This is a genomic window from Helicobacter ailurogastricus (assembly GCF_001282945.1).
In the GTDB taxonomy this organism is placed as follows: Bacteria; Campylobacterota; Campylobacteria; order Campylobacterales; family Helicobacteraceae; genus Helicobacter; species Helicobacter ailurogastricus.
On the sequence record NZ_CDMG01000002.1, the window covers coordinates 44,950 to 66,393 of the forward strand.

Below are 21,444 nucleotides of genomic sequence, written 5' to 3' on the forward strand. Positions count from 1 at the left end.
CTACTGGATAAAGCCATCCCCGAATACACCGGGGACTAGAAGGCTATTAGCGGGCAGCAAGGCTTCTGCGCTCACCTTACGGGTGTTCTCATCAATGGTGGGGTAAATTTTGGTGATTTTGACTTTTTGTTTCTCAGGTTTGCCATCAATGCTGTAAACGAAGGTATCGCCTACTTTCACATCGGGTAGATATTTGGAGTCAAACTCGATCACCATTTTTCTTCCCTTACTCACGAGTCGAAATAAAATCGTGCTGTTCGCGCTCATCCCATCGCCCAGCTCAATATTCTTGCTGGCAATCACGCCATCAAAGGGGGCTTTTAAAATGGTTTTATCCACCACCGCCTGCGAGTAATTGCGGTCATACTCTAATTTTTTATAATCCGAGTAATATTTATCCAGCGTGTTTTTATCGATGGAGCGCCCGATTTTGCTATAACGCTCGTATTGCTTGCGCATGAAGTCGTATTGCTGGATGATGGAGTCTACCTGTGATTTTTTATCTCTATTGTAAAGGGTCAAAAGAACCTCTCCCTTTTTCACCTTGCTGCCCACATCTACATAAATCGCATCCACAATCCCGGCCGAGTCTAAAGTCAGATTCGCGTCTTGTAAAGCCTTGACATTAAAGATTGCATAGACTTCTTTAGCCCCCAGCCCCGCCACAAAGAGCAGGGCGCATAAAAGATGTTTCATTGTTGTCCTTTAGCGTACATAATCTTGAATATGGTGTCCGCTGTAAAAAATGTAGTTGGCTTTTTGCATTTCGTAGTTGTTGAGCGATTGGTTATAGACCACTTCAGCGTCAAAGCGGGTTCTTAGGGCCCGTAAATAAGTGGTGAAATCCACTAAGTTAGCGGCGTATTTTCTCTTAATGCTCTCATAAGAGATGGTCGCTGACTTTAAGCTGGCTTCCGAGCTTTTGATTTTAGCCCGCGCCATGTCTAAAGACTTGCGGTAAAGTTGCTCGTCTTTTTCTTGCTCCATTCTTTTATACATTAAGGTCTTTTCTTGGGAGAGTTGGTTTAGGCGCAAATACTGCTTTTGTAAATTAATGCCTATGTCGTCTAAAATGTTTAAACCCACTGCGATCCCAAAGGTGTTTTGTTGATCGGGATAGAGGTTGCCAAAGCGGTTGTCTTTACCCATCGCGTAGGCGGGTTTTTGGATGTAGTATTGCCAGTCATCGTTGATATCCACCGTGGGGTAGAAGTTGAGTTGCTTATTTTGGTAGTGGATGGCTGTGATCTGCTCTCTTAACGCCCGAATGTCCGCGCGCTCTTTTAAAGACAGCGTGGGCGGAAGTATGGTCGTACGACGCAAAGAGGGGATTTTAGAGTTGGTCAAATACTCCAAAGTCAAGCGGTTTTGCTCAATGGAAAATTGCATGTCCGTGATGTCGTTTTCACTAAGTGCCCCCTGGGCCTTTGCACTCTCTAAGTCATCAATCGTGGTCAAACCTTCGTTGTAAAGGTCGCGGATGCGCTTGATGTTGGAGCGTAGTTCAGCCAGCTTCTTTTGCAAAGCGACTAATTGCGCCATGTTGTTGAAGTACTGGTAATACTGCTGCACCACTTGCAAATAAATGTTTTGCTTGGTGTATTCCATGTTTGCGCTGTTGGAGCGGTAACTTGCCGCCTTTTCGCGCACATTGTTGATGTCGCTAAAGCCATTAAAGAGGTTGAGCTTTAAATTGGTGTTGAGCAGTTGCATGTTGTAGTTGGGGTAAAAAGGCGTGTCCCTGTCCCGGCGATCGAAAGTGTAATTGCTCTTCATGCTGGGTAAAAACTTCGCCTTAGCGATGCTGTGGTTTTTGAGCGCCTGTGCCACTTGCAAACGGGCGGCTTGCAAAGAGTAGTTGTTGTCGGCGTTCCTAATCAAGTCGGCTAACCCGAGGGCGTGCCCTTGTGTGGTGTCTTGTTTGTCTTCAAGCCGCTCCAGCCGTTTTAAACTCAGGCTAAAATCATCGTCAGCGGGGGCGGGGGCGTATTCTTGTAACTCTAAAGCCTGCAAACCCAAATTAAAAAAAATTGTTAAGCTGCCTAAAAAAAGTCGTTTCCTTTTTGATAAACGCATCATTGAACTCCAAAGCTTAAGAAAGCGTGGTGTCCTTGGCGGGATTTGAACCCACGGCCTCACGATTAGGAATCATGCGCTCTATCCAACTGAGCTACAAGGACACAAAAAACCAAAAACCCGAAGAGTCTGAGTTGCGCAGCACAACTCATTTTAAGGATAAAGAATCAGTCTATTTCTTTTTGCTGGATTTAGTGGTTTTGCCTTTGTTTTTTTCTTGCACCACCATATCCCTTAAAACCTTGCCGGGTTTAAACTTAGGCACCATTTTATCTTCTGTCGCGTAGGTTTTATCGCTGCCGGGCACTTTACCGCTTTTGCCTTTTTGCAACGCCACCTCAAATTTACCAAAGCCCACAAGCTCCACGCTTTCGTGCTTACCCAAAGCTTTTTGCACGGCTTTGACAAAACCATCTAGAGCAAACTCCGCATCTTTACGGCTCTCAAAGCCCCCCTCTTCCTTCATCAACTCGACAAATTCCGCTTTTTTCATAAGGCACCCTTTCCAAATTTTGCTCCAAATGTGGCGCATAAGGCGGTCATTATACTACAAAATCAACAATCTGTGCCCTATTTTTGCATTTAAATTTGCAAATAATTCCCATTTTATGCCCTCTTAAGAGCCTTGCAAGCTAGCTACTTGTATGATAAGCCCTCATTCTAAAATCAAGGGGTTGTGTTGCGTGTCGCTGTGAATGGAGCCGGGCGGATCGGGCTGTGTGCGTGCCGTGTTGTGGGGGCAAGAAAAGATTTAGAATTGGTAGCCATCAACGCCACTTATGGGATTGAAGCCCTAGCGCACCTCTTGCGCTATGACTCTTTACATAAGCACGATTTACCCATTGAAATTTTAGACCAAGAACATTTACGCATCGGACATAGCCCAAGAGTTAAAGTTCTTAGCGAGCGCGACCCTGTTAAGTTGGATTTGAGCCCCGCGCAGGTGGTGTTAGAATGCACGGGCAAGTTTAACGAGGCGAGTCTAGCCAAAGCGCACATAAAGGGGAGCGTGCAAAAGGTGGTGATCTCGGCTCCGGCTAAAAACACCCCGACTTTTGTCTATGGAGTCAATCACGCTAGCTACAAGGGCGAGGCGGTGATCTCCAACGCCTCTTGCACCACCAACGCCCTAGCCCCGCTTTTAAAGGTGCTCGATGAAAACTTTGGTGTGCAACACGCTTTAATGACAACGATTCACAGCTACACCAATGATCAAAATCTTTTAGACTCTAAGCATAAGGACTTGCGCCGTGCCCGCGCGGCTGCCCTCAACATCATCCCCACAAGCACAGGGGTGAATAAAGCCATTGCTTTAGTTTTGCCCCACTTAGCGCATAAAATCACAGGTTTAGCCCTAAGAGTGCCCACCCCCGATGTGAGTTTAGTGGATTTGAGTTTTGAGACCGCAAGGCCTTTGAGCCTAGAAGCCTTGCACGCCAACATAAAGCACGCCAGCCAAACAGAGTTAAGGGGAATTTTAGGCATCGACCAAGAAAAACGGGTGTCTAGCGATTTTATTGGATCGCCCTTTAGTGCCATTTACATTGAAGATCAAAGCTTGGTTTTAGACCAACACCACGCCAAAGTTTTAGCGTGGTATGACAACGAGATGGGTTATAGCCACCGCTTGGTGGATATGGCCGCTTACATTTGCCAAAAGGATTAACATGCTAGCAGGGATCAAGCGCATGCAAGAAGTCGTAGGGATTCAAGACATCAGCGTAGAGAATAAACGGGTTTTGATCCGTGTGGATTTTAATGTCCCCCTTGATAAAGACTTTAACATCACCGAAGACACGCGCATGCGCGAGAGCATCCCCACGATCAATTATTGCATCGACAATGGGGCTAAGTCTGTGGTCTTGGTGGGGCATTTGGGCCGTCCCCAACCCCAAATAGAAGGGCAAAGAGAAGAGAAACACTCGTTTAGGCATTTATTAAAAAGGCTAGAGAGGCTGTTGAATAAAGAAGTGTTGTTTGCCAGCTCCCCGCAAATGGCTAAGGATTTGCAAGAGAGCCAGGAAAACCCTATCATCTTGGTGGAGAATTTGCGCTTTTACAAGGGCGAAAAAGAGAACAACCCCGAGTTTGCCAAATGTTTAGCCGACTTGTGCGATGTGTATGTCAATGACGCTTTTGGCACGAGTCATAGAAAGCACGCCAGCACCTATGGCATCGCCGCCTATGTCCCCGTGAAAGTCGCTGGCTTTTTGCTTAAAAAAGAGATCAACTCTTTTGCTAAGGCACTGGCTAGCCCCTTGCGCCCTGTGTTGTTGGTCGTGGGCGGGTCTAAGGTGAGCTCGAAGCTCACTTTACTTAGCAACATTTTAGAGCGGGTGGATAAGGTCATCATCGGGGGGGCGATGAGCAACACTTTTTTAAAGGCTTTGGGCTATAACATGCAAGCCTCCTTAGTCGAAGAGGACTTGATCCAAGACGCTTTAGAAATTCTTAATAAAGCTAAACAAAAGGGCGTGCATGTGTATTTGCCCGTAGATGTGGTGAGCAGCCCGCATTTAGAGCACACCGATCAAGTCCAAATCACCCCCGCCCAAGACATCCCGCTAAATTACATGGCGGTGGATATTGGCCCTGCCACTTCTAAGCTCTTTTCTTTGGTGATCCAAAGCAGCCAAACGATCATTTGGAACGGGCCGCTTGGGGTGTATGAAGTGCCTTTATTTAGCCGTGGCTCTAGCCAAATCGCACACAGCATTTCTAACACCTATGCCTTTTCGCTCATCGGCGGGGGGGACACCATCGATGTTTTGACAAGGGCGGGCTATAAGGATAGTGTCAGCTTCATTTCTACGGGCGGGGGGGCGAGCTTGGAGCTTTTGGAGGGCAAAATTCTAGTCGCTTTTGAAGTCTTGGATCGCCGCCCATGACAGCAAGCGAACCATGCCCATCGGGTTACAGGAGTGGGCATGATCAATGTCTTTACAAAAAATGCTGAATTAGTCGAAGTCTTTTCCTTTAGCGATTTTGCAAATTTTCCCTTTGAAGAGAAAAACATTTTATGGTTTGAGCTCATCAACCCCACTTTTGCCGAACTCTATTGCATCGCCCAAAACTACGATTTAAACCTCTATGAAGACCCCGAAAAAAGCGCGGTGGTGAAGTATTGGGAGAACAGTACCTCGATCACCATCAACACTTATTTTATTTACAAAGACACCCCCCTAGCCTTCCACACAGAAGCCATCACTTACTTCATCGCCAACAACATTCTTTTCACCCTCTATTATGGAGATTTTCCCATTTTTAAGGAGGTGCAGGGGCGGGTGTTGGCTAGCCCTAAAAAATTCCATGACGGCTTTGACATTTTGGCAAAAATCTTGGAGCTTTACTTTGAGAAGGGGGCGGATTGTTTAGAAGAGGTGAATCGTGAAACCAGTGTGCTTAGAAAGCAAATTGTCTTTGACTTGGAAGCCTGCACGCACGAAGAAATCTTAATCTCTCTGTCGTTCTTGCAAGAGTTTAATATGGAGCTTAGAGACTCCCTATTTGATAAAAGACGGATCATCACGGCCTTGCTTAAAAGCAATAAAGTGGATAACGAAACCAAGAAAGATTTTAACATCATCATCAAGGATTTTAGTTCGCTAGTGGAGTTTAGCACGGCCAACCTCAATGCCCTAGACAACATCCAAAACCTCTTCACCTCTCAGGTCAATGTGGAGCAAAATAAAATCATCAAGCTTTTCACCGTGGCAAACTTGGCGATGATGCCCCCCACTTTGATTGGCACCATTTATGGCATGAACTTTGAAGTGATGCCAGAACTGAGATGGGAATTTGGCTATCCGATGGCGGTGGTGGCAATGATCGTTTCTACGATCTTGCCTATTATTTACTTTAAAAAGAAAGGTTGGCTCTAAAGGGCTAGGGCTAAAAACCCGCCCAACACGGCCGTGCCTAGCAAAAACGCGCTCAAAATGGAAGCTGTGTTCTTGCGCTTAAAGTCCATCAAAAGCCCGCTGATATAAAAGAAACACAAGAACACCCCAAAGACCACGCCAAACGCCTTTAGCACGACCCCTGCCCTGCCCTTATGCACCTGCATTAAAACTCCCAAAAAAGAGCGCTGGATCACGCTCACCACGCTTTGTTTTGGGTCAAATTCGATTTCATAGGCGGGTGTACCGATGATCAAATCCCCCCTGCGTTTCCTTGGTGCGAGTTTGCTAGGCTGTGGGATATTGTGTGTTTTTAAAAAATCTAGTAGAAAATCTAAATCCGTTTTAGACGACTTTTCTACATGCCATTTGCGGATTTTAGCCCCGCTGTTGGCATTAAAACCTAGAAGAAACGCCGCCCCACTTAAGGCGAACAACAAGGCAAAAGGCAAGAAAAACACGCTCGTGTAGGCGTGGAATTTATAAATGCTTGACAAGGGCACTATTGGATGATGTGGCTGACAAATTTAGAGTAATTGTCCATCACCAGCCCGCCCTTTCTAAAGCCCAGCCCACAGGCCTCATAGGCGTAAAAGACATTGGGTTGGTAGTAAAACTCGCCCACTTTATTTAAAGGGGCGAACTCTTGATAAATGGGCTTGTGGTTGCCATAAACACCCTTAGTTTCATAAACCACGCTCAAATCGGGGTTTAAGACTTGGGTGTTTGCCCCCTCTCTACCAAAGGCAACCTTGCGTACTTGCTTCTTATTGCGCAAAGGCTCGTAGCTTGTTTCCAAAAGCAGGGGGTGGTTGGGGTAGCGCTCCCAAAGCAATTTTAAAAACCGCTTGCTTTGAAAAATCAAGGTGTAGGCGGGATTTAAAAAAATGGTGTTTTGATTTTCCATCATACCTTGCATGAGCATGGCTAGCTCGGGCTCGTCTATGGCGATGCTCTCCCAAGGGATGAGTTTAAAGAGAAATTCGTAATTCACGCCTTCATAAAACACCCCGGTTTCGGCGTTAAACTCCACTTTATCGATGTAGGCAAAATGCGTGTTAAAACCCGCACTCTTGGCGCACTCTTGTAAAAACCTTGTGGTGCGCTCCTCCTCGCTGCTGCCTTGCAAGCAAGAGAATAAAATTTTCCAGCCCTCATATTCCTCATTAAATGCGCTCGTGTCCTCTTGTAAGGTTACCAAGCGTTTAAAATTCTCCCCCAAAGCCTCAAAGATATTATTAAACTGCAACTCGGCGTTGTAGCCATTGTGCTTTAACAACGCCCATTGCACCAGCGCGCTTTCATAGAGCATGGTCGGGGTGTCGGCGTTAAACTCTAAGAGTTTGATAGGTTGTCCGTCCAAACCGCCGGCTAAATCAAAACGCCCGTAAATGTGCCAGTGGATGTCGTTTTCCCAACTTTGTTTAATCATGGGCACAATGCTATTGGGGATGTCTAGCTCAAAAAAGCGCTCTTGATCGATCACCATCTGCGCCGTTTCCACGCACATGTCGTAAAGCTCGTTGCACGCGGCATAATAAGCGTCTGCCTGCGCTTGGCTGATGCTGATTAAATCTGTGCTGATGTATGCGCTGTTGTCTGGGTCTGTGTGCCACTCTAGCCCGATTTCCTCGAGGGCTTGCTTACTTAGGGGGTTTAAAGTTTTCACTTGCATGGGTTTCCTTTAAGAGATGTTGGAGCCGCTGTGTGAGCCAAAAAAGCCACTTTGTCCGTGTGTGGTGGTTTGCATGGGGGCACTGGAGGGCGTGTGCGTGGCTTGGGGTCTAGTGGTGCTAGCTGGGCTGGCAGAGGAGGGCGTGTTTTGTGCACCTTGTTGGGGGCTAAAAAAGCCGCTGTGTGTAGGGCTGCCGCTAGAAGGCGATCTAAAGCTATTTTGGCTCCTTTGATAGGCTTGCGGAGAAGTGTAGTTTCTTTGGGCGTTTTGGTGGTAGTTGGGGTTGTTGAAAAGCTTGTTGCCGATGTAACTGCCTAAGATCGCCCCGGCCGCGCTGCCTAAGATCGCCGCCCCGATGCCAAGCCCAGAACCCCCACCTTCAGCAGCGGGCTTGGTGAGCTGGCTTGTGCCCTTATCAATTTTTACCTCTTCATCCTTGATGAGTTTTTGAATCTCCTCATCGCTTAACATCCGCTCTTTGCCCTGTAAATCCCGCACCACGACTCGTGTTTTATCGCTGGGGTATTCTTCAGCGACCTTATAACTCTTGTCCGCCTGCTCTTGCAAGATCACAAACGCCCCTTTCTTAATGGGTGTGGAGGTGTTGCTTTGGGGTTTTTGCTCTTGGTTATTGTCCGTCCCTTTGCACCCGACAAGAGTTACCACCACAAGGGCACTAAGCCCCCCCACAATGGCGTAATCTGAAATCTTTCTAAAGGGTTTTTGCATGGATCATCCTTTTATTGTAAAGTGCTTATGATAGCATGTTTAAAGGGGGTTTTTATGTTGCTAGGCGTCGATGAGGCGGGGCGGGGGTGCTGGTGTGGGGCGTTGTTTGTCGCGGGCGTGGCCTGCGAGGCGCTTTTAGCCCAAGAATTTAGCAAACAAGGCTTGAAAGAAAGCAAGAAATTAAGCCGCAATAAACGCTTTGAGTGGGCGCAAAAAATCCAAGCCCACAAGGACATACAAAGCGTGGTCATAGCCAAGAGCGCACAAGAGATAGACAGCAAGGGCTTGAGCTTGTGCATGCAAGAAGCCATTAAAGAGATTGTTTTAAGCTTGCCAAAAGTTTTAAGCGTTTGCATCGATGGCAACACGCTGTTTAAATTGCACTTCCACCATTTAAAAAGCTTTCAGGCGGTGGTAAAAGGCGATGATAAAATCCCCCAAATTGCCATGGCCTCTATTTTGGCAAAAGTACATAAAGATCAAGAAATGCTAGAACTGGATAGACTCCACCCCGAGTATGGCTTTGGCAAGCATTGTGGCTACGGCACGCGCACGCATGCTTTGGCCTTGGCTCAATACGGCTACACCAACGCCCACCGCCAAAGTTTTAAGCTAAAACCACTTGTAGATAGAGACGGCTAGGGACAAAGTATAAACAACCATGAGTGAAAGACGATGGATTTGCGCGCTCACCTTTGGCACAAGCCTAACGCCCAAGAGCACGCCCAGCACGCTACCCACCCCCACCAACAGCCCCCATTGCAAGTATTGCCACTGCAAAATATGGCTTTGATAGAGCGAAACCACTCCGCTTATGGAGGAGAACACCACAAAAAACAGGCTTAAGGGCACGCTTTGCTTAGGGGTTAAACCCAAATAATAGGACAAGAGCGGGACCATCAGCACTCCCCCGCCAATGCCAAGGCTGATCGCAAAAATGCCCGTTAAAACCCCGATGGCTATTAAGGTGGCTTTATTTTTTAGGTTGAGTTGCAACTTTTTAGCGTCTTGCTCTTGCGCCTTTTTAGGCACAAAAATAAAGCGCAAAAGGGCGTATAAAGTCACCAAAATAAAAATGCCAAGCAAAATTTTATGAGGGGTGTGGGTTAAAACTGCTCCGCTAAAGCTTGCCCCCACAAGGCCGCCCAGCCCCACCCAAAAGCCCACATGCAAATCTAAAAGCCCTTTTTTAAAGTTTGCCACGCTCCCCACCACAGACGAGCAAGCCATTTGTAAGATCGAGATTCCCACCGCGCTGTCATAGCCATGCCCGCATAAGAGCATCGCCGGCACAATCACCATCCCTCCTCCAATGCCAAAAAACCCCGCTAAAACCCCTGTAAATCCCCCCAGCAATAAAAACAAAACAGAGCCCAAAAAATCCATCCCTAACCTTTAAGTTTGTGCTAAAATAACCCACCACAAAAAAAGCGAGCGCATGGTCAATAGGAAGATTTTAACACACTTTGATTTTTTATTGCTCTTTTTTCTTGTCCCTCTCATGGGGCTGTCTTTTTTCTTAATTTATGAAGCCAACACGGCGTTAAGCTTAAAACAAGCTTTATATTTCGGGGTGGCCTTTGTGATCTTTTGGATGATTTTTTTCATCCCTTTTCGGCAACTCGATCGCATTTTTCATTTTTTCTACTGGTTTTGTGTGTTCTTGTTGGTGTTGGTGGCTTTCTTTGGTTCGGTCAAACTGGGGGCAAAACGCTGGCTCACCCTCCCGGGTACTTCCTTTTCTTTGCAACCCAGCGAGCCCGTTAAAATCGCTATTTTATTGCTCTTGGCCCACTTGATCAGCACGCACCCCATCCCCCCGGGGGGCTATGGCTGGAGGACCTTTGGCAAACTCAGTTTATACATCACCATCCCCGCCGCCCTCATTTTAAAGCAACCCGATTTGGGCACAGCTTTGGTGGTACTCATCATGGGCTTTGGGGTGTTGTTTTTAGTTGGGGTGCATCCTAAAATTTGGATCACCATCGGTTTGGTCTTTGCGATCGCCTCCCCGCTCATTTACAGCTCTTTGCACGATTACCAAAAAAAACGCCTGCACGACTTCATCGCCGAAAAACCCAACTACCATGTACGCCAATCCATCATTGCTATCGGCTCGGGGGGGTTGCTTGGCAAATCCAAAGAAGAATCTACGCAAGCCAAGCTAAAATTCTTACCCATTGCCACGAGCGATTTTATCTTTGCCTACTTCGTGGAGCGCTTTGGCTTTTTGGGGGCACTGGGGCTTTTGGCGTTTTATATGGGCTTTATTTTGCACTTTCTCTCGTATTTTAACAGCGACCCCAACGACCGCTTTTTGCAGACCATCACGGGGGGCATTGCGATTTTGCTCTTTGTCTATACGAGCGTGAATGTCGCCATGACCTTGGGGCTTGCGCCTGTGGTGGGTTTGCCCCTGCCCTTGTTGAGCTATGGGGGAAGCAGCTTTTTAACTTTCATCGCCCTTTTTGCCATCTTTGAAAACTTACTTGCTTTTAAGTTTGGTTTTGGTTATAATCGCCCTCTTTATAAAGGTGGATTCTTAGCTCAGTTGGTCAGAGCATTCGGCTCATAACCGATTGGTCGTAGGTTCGAGCCCTACAGAATCCACCACACCCACAAAATTTAAATGTTTGACAAATAAGTGTTAAATGATTAAAATAGCCCCCTTTTGTGGGGCGAGACTTAAATTGGGCGTTTCAAGTTGCTGCCATTGGTTACGCCCTAGTGGAGCGGGGCTTGCTCCAAATCTTGGGCGTTTTGCTGCGGTGAAAAAGCCGCCAAAACCCTTGCAAAGGGCGAAAGGGTTTTAAACATGGAAATAGCAGCCAGCATTCTAAGCGCGGATTTTATGGATTTGAAGCAGAGCCTCAAGCGCGTTATCGGCGCGGACTTCTTACACATTGATGTTATGGACGGACATTTTGTGCCAAATCTCACCTTTGGCCCCTGTGTGTTGCAAAATTTGGCCCATCACTCCGACACGCCCCTAGACATTCACCTCATGGTCGATGACCCCCTCTTTGGCATTGAGCTTTATAAAGACTTAACCCCCGCCTACATCACCATCCACCTAGAGAGCACGCCCCACCTGCATAAATTGATCCACCACATCAAAAACTTGGGCTTTAAGGCGGGAGTGAGCCTTAATCCTGCCACGCCCTTAAATGGTTTGGAGTATGTCATTGCGGATTTGGATTTGGTGCTGTTTATGAGTGTGAATCCGGGTTTTGGGGGACAAAAGTTTTTGCCCCTCGTGCTGGATAAAATCACCCGCTTTAAACAAAAATTCCCCACTTACAGCGGTAAAATCCAAGTCGATGGCGGGATAAACGCCCAAAATGCGCCCTTGCTCGCCGCTTGTGGGGCGAATTTATTGGTCGTGGGAAGCTATCTTTTTAACCACGAAAACCCTGCCCTAGCTTTGCAAGAATTAAAAAAGGCATGAACCCCGAAGACTTGTACCAAACCCTAAAACAAGCCCCTTTGCCCCTCGAGGATTTGAGCCTGTCTTTTTGTGAAGACCCCTTGCTTTCTTACGAGTATCTTAAGGCGTGTGGCTTTCCCATCACCTACACCACACAGCTTGAACTTAGCACCCATGTCCCCTACCAGCAATCGCTTTATTGTTTTATCGACATTGAAACCAATGGCCCCGACCCTAAAACCTCGCAAATCATAGAAATCGCCGCCTTGCTTTACAAGCCCGCTAAAGACCCCTTTATCCCCGGCACGGTTGTTAAAAGTTTTTCTAGCCTCATTTACTGCGATCATGTCCCACCTAAAATCGCCGAATTGACCGGCCTTAGCGAGCAACACCTACGCAACGCCCCCCCCTTTAAACAAGTGCTTAAAAAGTTTAGGGAGTTCTTGGGCGATAGCGTGTTTGTCGCCCACAATGTGGCTTTTGATTTTTCTTATTTAAATGCGCTATGCACCCACCATTTAGGTGCCGCCTTGCTAAACCCCAAGCTTTGCACCCTCAGCCTTAGCCGCAAGAGCATCTTAAGCCCCAAGCACGGCCTAGGGTTTTTAAACGCATTCTTGGGGATCAACATCCCCACAGCGCACCGCGCCGCCCCTGATGCGCTTTGCTCTTTAAAGGTGTTTGAAATTTGTTTGCGCTGTTTGCCCGCCTCTGTGCGCACCACTCAAGACCTCCTAGATTACGCCTAAAATTTCTTACTATTTGCCTCATCCAAGATATTTTGCGCGATGCTTTGGACATTTTTACTGATGTCTAGCGAAGTGGTCGCGATTTGGGTATTTTGGGCCATCGTTTCCTCCAAAGTTTCCATGGTCTCATTAATTTGGGCAATGCTTTGGGTTTGTTCTTCAATCGCGCTGGCCGCATCGCTGATGGCTTGTGTGAGCGATTGCGTGTTTGCTTCAATCTCGCCTAAGGATTTTTGCGTGCGCTCGGCAAGTTGTCTCACTTCATCGGCCACCACAGCAAAGCCTCGCCCGTGCTCGCCGGCTCTAGCCGCTTCAATGGCCGCGTTTAAAGCAAGCAAACCGATTTGATCGGCGATCTCGTTGATGGCGATCACAATGTTTTTAATCCCATTGGATTGTTCGATCACCTCGTGGCTCTTGCTATTGACACTTTGCATGGATTCGCTGATTTTCTCTAGGGTGCGTGTGGTCTGCTTTAAAGATTGGGCTTGTTGCTTAGAAGCGTCTTGTAATTTGTGGGCGGTTTCATTTAGAGTCTGTGTTTCTTGGCCTAGAGCGTGGGCAAAGTCTAAAGAGTGTTTTAAAGAAGCCACGATGCTTTGTTGTAAGGTGTTGATGTCGCACACCAGCTGTAAGAAACTGCCCTGTAAATGTGCCGTGTCCATGCCCTTGGTGAAGTCGTTTTTAGAATAAGTTTGGATGGTTTGGCAAATTTGGCGAAAAATCTCGTCTAAGAATCCAAAAAAGGCATTGAGATTGCCCCCCAAGTGTATCAGTTGGGGATTAGACGCGCTGGTTTGGATGTTTTGCGTGAAGTCGCCTGTATGCACGCTCTCTAAAATCTCTAAAGCGTTCTTAGAAAAGTTTTGATCGGTTCGTAGATGGTCGCACACTTTTTGTACATTCGTGTTAAGGGCCCGTATCATTTTTCCAAGCTCATCTTTAGAGTTGGTTACAAGTACCTCGGGTACTTCTTTACTCTCATAACTCACAAACGCAAAAAAGTCGCGCAATCCGCCATTCAATATCTCAATGTTGCTCGTGATTTTGCGGTAAAAGAGGTAATAAAGGGGGATAACGACAAAAAGCATAAACAAAGACACGATCACAATATAAACATGAAAAGAGTGTTTAATCCCCGATTCGATCTCATGACTAATGGTTTGGGTGCGCTTGGTTACATTGTCTATATATAGCCCCATATAGCCCCGTACCGACCCATAAATCCTTAGCCCCCTCAATCTTTTGGGCGTAAGAGATTTTAAGCATGTCTTTTGTGCTGCCATCGGGTAGGGGCTTTGGATAGAAATAGCTCACAAAGCCCCCACCATTCATTGCTGCCTTATGCAATTCTTGCATGTAATAGACTCCTTCTTTGTCTTTAAGGCCCTCATCAGAGCCTCCTAGACCTCCTCCCTTATTGTTAGGACTATAAACGGGGATGTATCCTTCATAGACAAAGAAGTAGCCTGAGTTGTCTTTTTCGTAGCGAAAATCACTCATGATATGGGTGATGATGGCGCGCTTAGTGGCATCGTCTTTAGCATCTTTGATTGATCTAGATAAATTGTACGCCAGCGCATCCGTAGCGAGTTTGATCTTTTCCCCTAGGAAGTTTTTTAAATCCCTACTCACTAGGGTTTTGATCCGCTCGACCGATTCATGGTAGCTATGAGTAAATAAGATCAATGTCCCCACCATTAAAACGATTGTCAATAACCATAAAAAGATAATCTGCTTCCTTAAAGAAAACGAGCGCATCAACTTTCCTTGATAACGATTGCCCCATTTTTCACGGCAAACACGAGGTTTTTGCCTGCTAAATGGCGGGTGTCTGTTTCTAAAAGAAACGCCGCTAGTTTGTCTTCCACTTCTTCATAAAGGGCGCGCTTAAGCGGGCGCGCCCCATAAATGGGATCAAACCCGCTTTTAGCGATGTACTCTTTTGCCTCAGAGCTTAAGCTAATGTTGATCTCTTTTTCTCTGAGCTTTTCTTCAATTTGTGCAAAGAGCAAATCCACAATTTGCACGATGCTTGCCATTTCTAGGGGGTTAAAGATCACAATGTCGTCCAATCGGTTTAAAAACTCGGGTTTAAAATACGCCCTTAGAGCATCTTGTACCACCCTTTGCCTATCGTAAGCTTCGCCAAGCTCTAAAATGTCTCCGCTTGCAATGTCGTTCGCCCTCAAAGCTTCTTGTTGGGCTTTCTTTTTGGCGTGCGCGCTCTGCTGTTCTAAGATTTTATCGCTGGCGATGTTGCTGGTTAAAATAATGATCGTGTTTTTAAAATCCACCACCATGCCCTTATTGTCTGTGAGTCGCCCCTCATCGAGCACCTGTAAAAGGATGTTAAACACTTCAGGGTGCGCCTTTTCAATCTCGTCAAAGAGCAACACGCTATAAGGGCTGCGGCGCACGGCTTCGGTGAGTTGCCCGCCCTCTTCATAGCCCACATACCCGGGAGGCGCGCCCACTAGACGACTGACCGCGTGCTTTTCCATGTACTCGCTCATATCCAAGCGGATCAAGTTTTTTTGGCTGTCAAACAAAAACTTGGCTAAAGTTTTGGCACTTTCAGTTTTACCCACCCCTGTGGGTCCTAAGAATAAAAAGCTGCCAATGGGCTTGTTAGGGTCGCTAAGACCCGCTTTGTTGCGCTTGATCGCCCGAGCAATGGCCTTAATCGCATCTTCTTGCCCCACGACACTTTTAGACAACTCTTGTTCGATGTGTAAAATCTTTTCTTTTTCTTCTTGCAACATCTTTTGCACGGGGATTTGCGTCCATTGGCTCACCACCCGCGCAATGCCCTCTTTGGTTACAGCCGACTCTAAGAGGCTGCCCTGCGCCTGCATTTGAGTCAATTTCTGTTCCAAAGCCACCACTTCCTTTTCTAGGGTTGGGATTTTGTCGTGATCGATCTCGGCGGCCTTCCTAAAATCTGCCTGCTGTTTGGCCAAGAGCGATTCTCTTTTGAGGCTTTCAATGGTGTTTTTGCTGGCCGCGATGTCTTTAAAGACCTTTTGCTCGTTGCTAAATTGCACCTCTAGGCGTTGGCGCTCCTCTAGGGCGTTTTGCAATTCCTTTTCAACCATCTTAAGCCTCTCTTGATTCGCGCTGTTTTCCTCCATGAGCAGGGCCTGTTTTTCAACCTCTAATTGCTGGATGAGTCTTTTTGTGTGGGCGAGGGCATAGGGCTCGGATTCAATTTGCATTTTTAAAGCCGCCGCCGCCTCATCGATCAAATCGATTGCCTTGTCGGGCAAAAAGCGATCGGGGATGTAGCGGTTAGAGAGTTTAGCACTTGCCACTAAAGCGCTGTCTGTGATGCTGACATTGTGGTGCGCCTCTAAAGTTTCTTTAATCCCCCTTAAAATTTGCAAAGTTTCGTTGATGCTGGGCTCGTTTAAGAGGATGGGCTGGAAACGGCGGGTGAGCGCGCTGTCTTTCTCAAAATATTTTCTATATTCCTTAAGCGTGGTCGCCCCGATGGTGTGCAACTCGCCGCGCGCTAAGGCGGGCTTTAAGATATTTGCCGCGTCCATGCTCCCCTCGCCTGCCCCCGCCCCCACTAAGGTGTGGATTTCATCGATGAATAAAATCACATTGCCCGCTTTTTTGACCTCCTCGACCACTTTTTTTAAGCGCTCTTCAAACTCCCCCCGATACTTCGCCCCGGCTATCAACATGCCCATGTCTAAAACCACCACCCGTTTGTGTTGCAAAGATAGGGGGACTTCTTTTTTGGCGATTCGTTGTGCCAAGCCTTCCACCACGGCGGTTTTACCCACACCCGGCTCGCCGAGCAAAATGGGGTTGTTTTTGCTCTTTCTAATCAAAATTTGCATCATCCTTAAAATTTCCTCATCCCGCCCGATCACGGGGTCTAGGGCGTTGTCTAGGGCCTTGGCGGTTAAGTCGATCCCATAGGTTTCGAGGGCTTCTAAAGTGGCATCGTCATTGGGCTGTTCGATCTTTGCGCCTTTACGCAAACTCTCAAAGGTCTTAATCAGCTCCCCCACATCGACGAACTTGCCAAAGTAGTTTTTAAAAAGCTCTTGGTTTGCCTGAATAAAAGTGTCGATCGCCACATAGCTATCCCCCTTTTGCAAGGCCAGCCCCAACCCAGAATGCAACGCGTCTAATAAGGATTTGCTTAAACTCAAACCCTGTGCGCTCACACTCGAACTTTTAGGCAATTTATCCACTAGACTTCTGGCTTCTAGCTCTAGGGGGGACTTTTCCACGCCCATTTTTAAGAGGGCTTGGCTTAAGAGAGAATGCGTGTTGGTTAAGAGCGCCCAAAAAAGGTGTATGGGCTCGATCTCGGGATTTTTGGCGTGCAAGGCCAAAGAGAGAGCTTGATCTAGGCTCTCTTTTAAATGGTTGGTGAGTTTCTCAAAAACATTAGCGGGCATGGCAATCCTTTCTTTTTGCATAGGTATTATAACGCCCTTACGCAATTTTACGACCACAAATCCTATAAATCTTAATCTTGCTCTTAGCCCCGCTGCATTATACTTGCCCCTACCATAAAAAGATAGAGAGAAAACTTTGACTTTTCCACACATAAAACACAATCTTAGATTTTTAAAACGGGTTTTTGCCGGCTTGTGTCTTGTCTTCTTGAGCGTGCATGCGGCAGACTCTGGCTCTACTGTCGAATCGGTTACGGGCAGGGGGGTTGGCGCGGGCAAACACAACCCTAAAAACCTAGACGAGCAGGTCAAAAAATCTCTTAAAAAACCCACAGAAGCCACGAAAGAAGCCCCCAAAACAGAAGAGGAACAGAAAAAAGAGGAGGCCGCCAAGTCTTTAAAGTCTAAAAAACTCCCTGCTGAGGATTTGATTGAGGAGCGCAAAGACGGCATTGTGGGCGGAATTGCCGTCACTGTGAATAACGACCCGATCACGCTTTATCAAATCGAAACCAAAGAGAAAGAAAGCCATGTCAGTCGCCAGCAGGCGATCAACGCTTTGATCATCCAGCGAATCCAAGCCCAAGAGATCAAACGCTTAAAAATCGACATTGAGGACGATAAAATCGATGCCCAAATCGAAGAGATCGCCAAGCACAATGGCATGAGCATGAATGACTTTATGCGCACGCTTGCCAACGAGGGGATCGACCCCATGCATTATAGAACACAGCTTAAAAAACAGCTGGAAACTAAGGAGCTTTTGCGCAACATCTTGCTTTTCAATGTAAATACCAACAGCGAAACCAAAATGCGCGAGTATTACAACGCCCACAGAGAAGAGTTTAGCGTGCCAAGCGAGGTTTTAACCACCCGCTACACCGCCAGAGACACGAAAACCCTCACCCAAGCCTTAGAGAATAGAGACATTGCCATCCCCGGGGTGTCTAAGGGCGAGGAGAAGATCAATTTAAAAGCCCTAAACCCGCAGATCGCTCAAATGTTTTTATCCACGAAAGAGCACACCTTCACCCCTATTTTAAATGCGGGCGGGGGCAATTATGTGTCCTTTTATATCCAGCAAAAACTAGGCAAGGAGGAGGTGTCTTTTAGCCAAGCCCGTAACTTCATTGCGAATAAATTGATCGAAGAACAGCAGGACAAGATCCTGGCCGAATACTATGAAAAATTACGAGTCAAAGCCAAGATTAAATTTTTGCGCTAAGGCTGATGGGCTGTGGAGCAATTAGCCTTCATCTATAAGGACTCGCTCTTTAGTGTCGCCATCTTAGCCTTCATCATCGGGGGGGTGATTTTGATCGACTATTTCCGCTCCACTCTTGCCCACAGGCGCAATTTAAGGGCCCTCAATGCTTTGTCGCACTCTTACGCCCAAGTGGAACTTGCCTTCGAGGTGCAGCAGCTCTTGCAAAAAGAGCAAGAAAACCCCTTAGAAGTTTTAGGCTTTAAAACTTGGATGTTTTTAGCCAAACACTACGCCAAACACGGCAGCAGCGAGCAGGCGATTAAAATTTATTTGGCGCTTTTACCCAAATACCAAAACGAGCGCATCGCCCTTTTAGAGAGTCTAGCCAAGGCCTACATCGATTTGGGCTATGTCCAAAAGGCGCGCGACATTTTAACCGAAGTGTTGCACATCGACCCTAGAAACACGCACGCCTTGCACTCGATGGTGCAAGTGTATGAAACCATGTGCGCGCCACAAAAAGCCTTGCAAACTTTAGAATGTTTGGACGCTTTGGGCGAGAGCGGGCTGTTAGACAATTACCACTATTTGCAAATGCAAATCCTCATGCAAGAGGATTTAGGGCTGAAGGAGCAAAGCAAGGCGATCTTAAAACTTGGTAAAGAGCAAAGCAAGCTTTATAAGAGCGCGCTAAAACACTTACAAACCCACCATAAAACTCTCTTTTTGCAAGAGATCGCCCAAACCACAGAGGGCGCGTCCTTAATCGACTTGCTTTGGGACATTAAAGAGGCGGAAATCGCCCCGTATTTGGGCGAGTTGCACCCAAGCGTACTCGAAGTTTTTATCGCTAAGGGCTATGTCAAGGGGCGTTGCCAAACCTTAGAGCTAGAAGTGTTTAGGACTTTGCACACCGACTACCATTTAAATTTAAACTTTAGCTACCAGTGTCTGGCGTGCAAGAGCGTATCTCCCTTTGAGAGTTGCCGCTGTTTGGTGTGTGCTAAAATCGGGCCTAAAGAAGTGGTCCTAAGTTTAGACAAACATCCCAGCGATCGCAGCAGCAATTTAAACTAGGAGGTTTAAATGAAAAGCATTGAAATTTTTTGCGATGGGTCGGCTTTGGGCAATCCGGGCTATGGGGGGTATTGCTCGATTTTGCGCTACAAGGGCGTGGAGAAAATCATTAAAGGCGGGGAGCTTTACACCACGAACAACCGCATGGAGCTAAAGGCCGTGATAGAAGCGCTGAAGGTGCTTAAAGAACCGTGCAACATCCACCTTTATAGCGACTCTGTCTATGTTTGCAAGGGCATTAGCGAGTGGCTAAAAATGTGGGTAGCAAAAAATTTTGCTAAGGTGAAAAATGTGGATTTGTGGCAAGAGTTTTTAAGGCTTAAGGGCGCACACGCCATCACCACGCATTGGATCAAAGGGCATGATGGCCACGCTGAGAACGAACGCTGTGATAAGCTCGCCAAAGAACAAGCTCTAAGCTACAAACAAAAGGCAAGGGAGTGCTGAAGTTTTCTAACCTCAACTACACCTTTAAAAACCAAGACCTATTGCAACAAGCTTTGACGCACAGAAGTGTGCAAGCCGCTAAAAACAACGAGAGGCTGGAGTTTTTGGGCGATGCGGTGCTCGATTTGGCGGTAGCAGAAATTTTATTTGAACGCTTTAATGATCTGCAAGAGGGGGATTTGTCTAAAATGCGCGCGTCCTTAGTCAATGAAAAGGCGTTTTTTAAGTTGGCTCTGCTCTTGGATTTGCAAAAACACATTGTGGTTTCAGCGGCTGAGGCGCACAACAATGGGCAAACCAAGCCCTCTATTTTATCAAGTGCCTTTGAGGCTTTAATGGGGGTGATCTATTTAGAAAGTGGGCTAGAAGTCGTCAGAGCTTTGATGCAAGATTTGCTAGATTTAGCCTACCCCGATTTGTCTTTGCAAGCCCTTTTTACAGACTATAAAAGCGCGCTGCAAGAGCTCACGCAAGAACGCTTTAAAACCATCCCCACTTACATTTTAAAAGGCGAGAGCGGACCCGATCACGCCAAACAATTTGAAATGCAAATTTTTATCCTAACCAAGCTTTACGCCACTTGCAAAGCCAAGAGCAAGAAAGAGGCGCAACAACTTTGCGCCAAAGAGGCGCTAAAACAACTGACACAGGGGGCACAATGAATACTTTAGGGCGGTGCTTGCGCTTAAGCACCTTTGGCGAGTCGCATGGGGTGCTGATTGGGGGCGTTTTAGAGGGCGTGCCCGCAGGGCTAAAGATTGATTTAGATTACTTGCAAACCGAAACAAACCGCCGTAAAAGCGTGAATGCCTTCACCACACCCCGCCACGAAGAAGACATTGTTGAGGTGGTGAGCGGGGTTTTTGAGGGGGTCAGCACGGGCGCACCCATCGGCTTACTTGTCTATAACCGCAACATTAGGAGCAAGGATTATGGCAACATTAAAGAGGCTTTTAGACCCGGGCATGCGGATTTTACAACCTTAGCCAAGTATGGCGTGCGCGATTACAGGGGCGGGGGGCGCACTTCTGCCAGAGAGAGCGTGGCGCGGGTGGCGGCAGGGGCGATTGCCAAAATGCTTTTAAAAGAGCTAGGGATTGAGGTTTTTAGTGGGGTTTTTAGTGTGGGTGGCATCGAAGCGCAAAACATAGATTTTAATTTTGCTAAAACAAGCCCCATTTTTAGCCTAGATCAAGACATAGAGGCAAAACAACAGCAAGCCATTTTAAAGGCAAAAGCTCAAGGCAACAGCGTGGGGGGTGTGGTCTTGGTGCAGGCCAGCGGGGCGCATTTATTGGGGCTTGGCGAACCGCTGTATGACAAACTAGATGCACGGCTTGCCAGCGTGTTTATGGGCTTAAATGGGGTGAAGGGGGTGTTTATTGGCGAGCCTAGAGCATCTAGCATGCAAGGTGGCAGTTACAACGATGCCCTAAGCCCTAAAGGCTTTAAGAGCAATCACAGCGGAGGGGTGCTAGGCGGGATTGGCAATGGAGAGGATTTAGTTGTGTGGGTGCATTTTAAGCCCACCGCCAGCATTGCCAAAGCCCAAGACACCATCACCACCGCCAAAGAGCCCATCGCCCTAGAATTAAAAGGCAGACACGACCCATGCATTGCTATTAGGGGGAGTGTCGTTTGTGAAAGCCTTTTGGCTTTAATTGTGGCGGATTTTGCACTCTTAAACATGCCAACCAAGCTTTCTAGCGTGCGGGCTTTTTATCGGCAAGTGTGAAT

22 protein-coding genes and 2 tRNA genes are annotated in these 21,444 nt (G+C 47.1%); 13 read left to right on the top strand and 11 right to left on the bottom strand.

The features are described 5' to 3' along the window. From HAL07_RS00270 to HAL07_RS00285, 4 genes are all read right to left on the bottom strand, one after another. Nucleotides 1-696, bottom strand: a complete 696-nt coding sequence (locus HAL07_RS00270; protein WP_053944727.1) for an efflux RND transporter periplasmic adaptor subunit — start codon at nucleotides 694-696, stop codon at nucleotides 1-3. A gap of 9 nt (nucleotides 697-705) precedes the next feature. Further along, complete coding sequence (locus tag HAL07_RS00275) at nucleotides 706-2,079, bottom strand: TolC family protein (RefSeq protein ID WP_370695947.1); 1,374 nt, start codon at nucleotides 2,077-2,079, stop codon at nucleotides 706-708. A 24-nt stretch (nucleotides 2,080-2,103) separates the two neighbouring features. After that, nucleotides 2,104-2,180 (bottom strand) — tRNA-Arg (locus HAL07_RS00280). 68 nt (nucleotides 2,181-2,248) lie between these two features. Beyond that, a complete protein-coding gene (locus HAL07_RS00285) occupies nucleotides 2,249-2,569 on the bottom strand; it encodes an HU family DNA-binding protein (protein ID WP_053941187.1) in 321 nt (106 codons plus the stop codon). A 183-nt stretch (nucleotides 2,570-2,752) separates the two neighbouring features. Between HAL07_RS00285 and gap the strand changes: the two genes are divergently transcribed. Genes gap through corA form a run of 3 tightly spaced genes read left to right on the top strand, consistent with a single transcriptional unit; the run spans nucleotide 2,753 to nucleotide 5,957 of the window. Next, a complete protein-coding gene (gap, locus tag HAL07_RS00290) occupies nucleotides 2,753-3,742 on the top strand; it encodes a type I glyceraldehyde-3-phosphate dehydrogenase (RefSeq protein WP_053944728.1) in 990 nt (329 codons plus the stop codon). A 1-nt stretch (nucleotide 3,743) separates the two neighbouring features. Further along, nucleotides 3,744-4,964 carry a phosphoglycerate kinase gene (locus HAL07_RS00295; RefSeq protein WP_053941189.1) on the top strand — a complete coding sequence of 407 codons (1,221 nt, stop codon included), beginning with the start codon at nucleotides 3,744-3,746 and terminating at the stop codon, nucleotides 4,962-4,964. 39 nt (nucleotides 4,965-5,003) lie between these two features. After that, nucleotides 5,004-5,957, top strand: a complete 954-nt coding sequence (corA, locus tag HAL07_RS00300) for a magnesium/cobalt transporter CorA (RefSeq protein ID WP_053944729.1) — start codon at nucleotides 5,004-5,006, stop codon at nucleotides 5,955-5,957. Here corA and HAL07_RS00305 read toward each other — a convergent pair. The 3 genes from HAL07_RS00305 to HAL07_RS00315 are packed head-to-tail and all read right to left on the bottom strand — an operon-like array spanning nucleotide 5,954 to nucleotide 8,379. Beyond that, entirely contained in the window at nucleotides 5,954-6,478 is a 525-nt protein-coding gene (locus tag HAL07_RS00305) for a PepSY domain-containing protein (RefSeq protein WP_238374448.1), read from the bottom strand. The two genes, corA and HAL07_RS00305, sit on opposite strands and share 4 nt — an antisense overlap. Beyond that, the gene (locus tag HAL07_RS00310) at nucleotides 6,478-7,650 is read right to left on the bottom strand and encodes a glutathionylspermidine synthase family protein (RefSeq protein WP_053944731.1); all 1,173 of its coding nucleotides are present in this window, start codon (nucleotides 7,648-7,650) and stop codon (nucleotides 6,478-6,480) included. The genes HAL07_RS00305 and HAL07_RS00310 overlap by 1 nt, the downstream gene beginning before the upstream one ends. Nucleotides 7,651-7,659: 9 nt before the next feature. Continuing rightward, nucleotides 7,660-8,379, bottom strand: a complete 720-nt coding sequence (locus tag HAL07_RS00315) for a UPF0323 family lipoprotein (protein ID WP_053941193.1) — start codon at nucleotides 8,377-8,379, stop codon at nucleotides 7,660-7,662. Nucleotides 8,380-8,433: 54 nt separating this feature from the next. Here HAL07_RS00315 and rnhB point away from each other — a divergent pair, with 54 nt between their 5' ends. Then, on the top strand, nucleotides 8,434-9,021 hold the full coding sequence (gene rnhB / locus HAL07_RS00320; protein ID WP_053944732.1) for a ribonuclease HII: 588 nt from the start codon (nucleotides 8,434-8,436) through the stop codon (nucleotides 9,019-9,021). On the opposite strand, the gene HAL07_RS00325 is transcribed toward rnhB, so the two are convergent. Beyond that, on the bottom strand, nucleotides 8,992-9,765 hold the full coding sequence (locus HAL07_RS00325; RefSeq protein WP_053944733.1) for a sulfite exporter TauE/SafE family protein: 774 nt from the start codon (nucleotides 9,763-9,765) through the stop codon (nucleotides 8,992-8,994). The genes rnhB and HAL07_RS00325 overlap by 30 nt on opposite strands. A 52-nt stretch (nucleotides 9,766-9,817) precedes the next feature. On the opposite strand from HAL07_RS00325, the gene HAL07_RS00330 reads away from it, so the two are divergent. The 4 genes from HAL07_RS00330 to HAL07_RS00345 all read left to right on the top strand — a co-directional run bounded on the left by HAL07_RS00330 (nucleotide 9,818) and on the right by HAL07_RS00345 (nucleotide 12,555). Next, entirely contained in the window at nucleotides 9,818-10,954 is a 1,137-nt protein-coding gene (locus HAL07_RS00330) for an FtsW/RodA/SpoVE family cell cycle protein (protein ID WP_082346392.1), read from the top strand. Continuing rightward, a tRNA-Ile gene (locus tag HAL07_RS00335) sits at nucleotides 10,916-10,992 on the top strand. Before HAL07_RS00330 ends, HAL07_RS00335 begins: the two co-directional genes overlap by 39 nt. A gap of 202 nt (nucleotides 10,993-11,194) precedes the next feature. Next, on the top strand, nucleotides 11,195-11,827 hold the full coding sequence (gene rpe, locus HAL07_RS00340; RefSeq protein ID WP_053941197.1) for a ribulose-phosphate 3-epimerase: 633 nt from the start codon (nucleotides 11,195-11,197) through the stop codon (nucleotides 11,825-11,827). Beyond that, nucleotides 11,824-12,555 carry an exonuclease domain-containing protein gene (locus tag HAL07_RS00345; RefSeq protein WP_082346389.1) on the top strand — a complete coding sequence of 244 codons (732 nt, stop codon included), beginning with the start codon at nucleotides 11,824-11,826 and terminating at the stop codon, nucleotides 12,553-12,555. Before rpe ends, HAL07_RS00345 begins: the two co-directional genes overlap by 4 nt. Here the strand turns inward: HAL07_RS00345 and HAL07_RS08255 are convergent. The 3 genes from HAL07_RS08255 to HAL07_RS00355 are packed head-to-tail and all read right to left on the bottom strand — an operon-like array spanning nucleotide 12,552 to nucleotide 16,976. Next, nucleotides 12,552-13,757, bottom strand: a complete 1,206-nt coding sequence (locus HAL07_RS08255) for a methyl-accepting chemotaxis protein (protein ID WP_274377876.1) — start codon at nucleotides 13,755-13,757, stop codon at nucleotides 12,552-12,554. The two genes, HAL07_RS00345 and HAL07_RS08255, sit on opposite strands and share 4 nt — an antisense overlap. Further along, nucleotides 13,711-14,316, bottom strand: a complete 606-nt coding sequence (locus HAL07_RS08110; protein ID WP_156295902.1) for a cache domain-containing protein — start codon at nucleotides 14,314-14,316, stop codon at nucleotides 13,711-13,713. Before HAL07_RS08110 ends, HAL07_RS08255 begins: the two co-directional genes overlap by 47 nt. Next, the gene (locus tag HAL07_RS00355) at nucleotides 14,316-16,976 is read right to left on the bottom strand and encodes an ATP-dependent Clp protease ATP-binding subunit (RefSeq protein ID WP_053945017.1); all 2,661 of its coding nucleotides are present in this window, start codon (nucleotides 16,974-16,976) and stop codon (nucleotides 14,316-14,318) included. Before HAL07_RS00355 ends, HAL07_RS08110 begins: the two co-directional genes overlap by 1 nt. Before the next feature lie 193 nt (nucleotides 16,977-17,169). Between HAL07_RS00355 and HAL07_RS00360 the strand changes: the two genes are divergently transcribed. The 5 genes from HAL07_RS00360 to aroC are packed head-to-tail and all read left to right on the top strand — an operon-like array spanning nucleotide 17,170 to nucleotide 21,442. After that, nucleotides 17,170-18,201 (top strand): SurA N-terminal domain-containing protein, encoded by a 1,032-nt coding sequence (locus tag HAL07_RS00360; RefSeq protein ID WP_238374449.1) that lies wholly within the window; start codon nucleotides 17,170-17,172, stop codon nucleotides 18,199-18,201. Between the two features lie 12 nt (nucleotides 18,202-18,213). Continuing rightward, nucleotides 18,214-19,260 carry a tetratricopeptide repeat protein gene (locus tag HAL07_RS00365; RefSeq protein ID WP_053944734.1) on the top strand — a complete coding sequence of 349 codons (1,047 nt, stop codon included), beginning with the start codon at nucleotides 18,214-18,216 and terminating at the stop codon, nucleotides 19,258-19,260. A gap of 9 nt (nucleotides 19,261-19,269) precedes the next feature. Next, nucleotides 19,270-19,707 (top strand): ribonuclease HI, encoded by a 438-nt coding sequence (rnhA, locus tag HAL07_RS00370; protein ID WP_053941200.1) that lies wholly within the window; start codon nucleotides 19,270-19,272, stop codon nucleotides 19,705-19,707. After that, the gene (gene rnc, locus HAL07_RS00375) at nucleotides 19,701-20,369 is read left to right on the top strand and encodes a ribonuclease III (protein WP_053941201.1); all 669 of its coding nucleotides are present in this window, start codon (nucleotides 19,701-19,703) and stop codon (nucleotides 20,367-20,369) included. The genes rnhA and rnc overlap by 7 nt, the downstream gene beginning before the upstream one ends. After that, nucleotides 20,366-21,442, top strand: a complete 1,077-nt coding sequence (gene aroC / locus HAL07_RS00380) for a chorismate synthase (protein WP_053941202.1) — start codon at nucleotides 20,366-20,368, stop codon at nucleotides 21,440-21,442. Before rnc ends, aroC begins: the two co-directional genes overlap by 4 nt. Nucleotides 21,443-21,444 lie beyond the last annotated feature (2 nt).

Excerpts from the sequence above, each read along its gene's own strand:
- HAL07_RS00270 (WP_053944727.1), bottom strand. The coding sequence starts at position 696 with ATGAAACATCTTTTATGCGCCCTGCTCTTTGTGGCGGGGCTGGGGGCT.
- HAL07_RS00275 (WP_370695947.1), bottom strand. The coding sequence starts at position 2,079 with ATGATGCGTTTATCAAAAAGGAAACGACTTTTTTTAGGCAGCTTAACA.
- HAL07_RS00285 (WP_053941187.1), bottom strand. The coding sequence starts at position 2,569 with ATGAAAAAAGCGGAATTTGTCGAGTTGATGAAGGAAGAGGGGGGCTTT.
- HAL07_RS00295 (WP_053941189.1), top strand. The coding sequence starts at position 3,744 with ATGCTAGCAGGGATCAAGCGCATGCAAGAAGTCGTAGGGATTCAAGAC.
- corA (WP_053944729.1), top strand. The coding sequence starts at position 5,004 with ATGATCAATGTCTTTACAAAAAATGCTGAATTAGTCGAAGTCTTTTCC.
- HAL07_RS00310 (WP_053944731.1), bottom strand. The coding sequence starts at position 7,650 with ATGCAAGTGAAAACTTTAAACCCCCTAAGTAAGCAAGCCCTCGAGGAA.
- HAL07_RS00315 (WP_053941193.1), bottom strand. The coding sequence starts at position 8,379 with ATGCAAAAACCCTTTAGAAAGATTTCAGATTACGCCATTGTGGGGGGG.
- rnhB (WP_053944732.1), top strand. The coding sequence starts at position 8,434 with ATGTTGCTAGGCGTCGATGAGGCGGGGCGGGGGTGCTGGTGTGGGGCG.
- HAL07_RS00325 (WP_053944733.1), bottom strand. The coding sequence starts at position 9,765 with ATGGATTTTTTGGGCTCTGTTTTGTTTTTATTGCTGGGGGGATTTACA.
- HAL07_RS00330 (WP_082346392.1), top strand. The coding sequence starts at position 9,818 with ATGGTCAATAGGAAGATTTTAACACACTTTGATTTTTTATTGCTCTTT.
- rpe (WP_053941197.1), top strand. The coding sequence starts at position 11,195 with ATGGAAATAGCAGCCAGCATTCTAAGCGCGGATTTTATGGATTTGAAG.
- HAL07_RS00345 (WP_082346389.1), top strand. The coding sequence starts at position 11,824 with ATGAACCCCGAAGACTTGTACCAAACCCTAAAACAAGCCCCTTTGCCC.
- HAL07_RS08255 (WP_274377876.1), bottom strand. The coding sequence starts at position 13,757 with ATGGGGCTATATATAGACAATGTAACCAAGCGCACCCAAACCATTAGT.
- HAL07_RS08110 (WP_156295902.1), bottom strand. The coding sequence starts at position 14,316 with ATGCGCTCGTTTTCTTTAAGGAAGCAGATTATCTTTTTATGGTTATTG.
- HAL07_RS00355 (WP_053945017.1), bottom strand. The coding sequence starts at position 16,976 with ATGCCCGCTAATGTTTTTGAGAAACTCACCAACCATTTAAAAGAGAGC.
- rnhA (WP_053941200.1), top strand. The coding sequence starts at position 19,270 with ATGAAAAGCATTGAAATTTTTTGCGATGGGTCGGCTTTGGGCAATCCG.
- aroC (WP_053941202.1), top strand. The coding sequence starts at position 20,366 with ATGAATACTTTAGGGCGGTGCTTGCGCTTAAGCACCTTTGGCGAGTCG.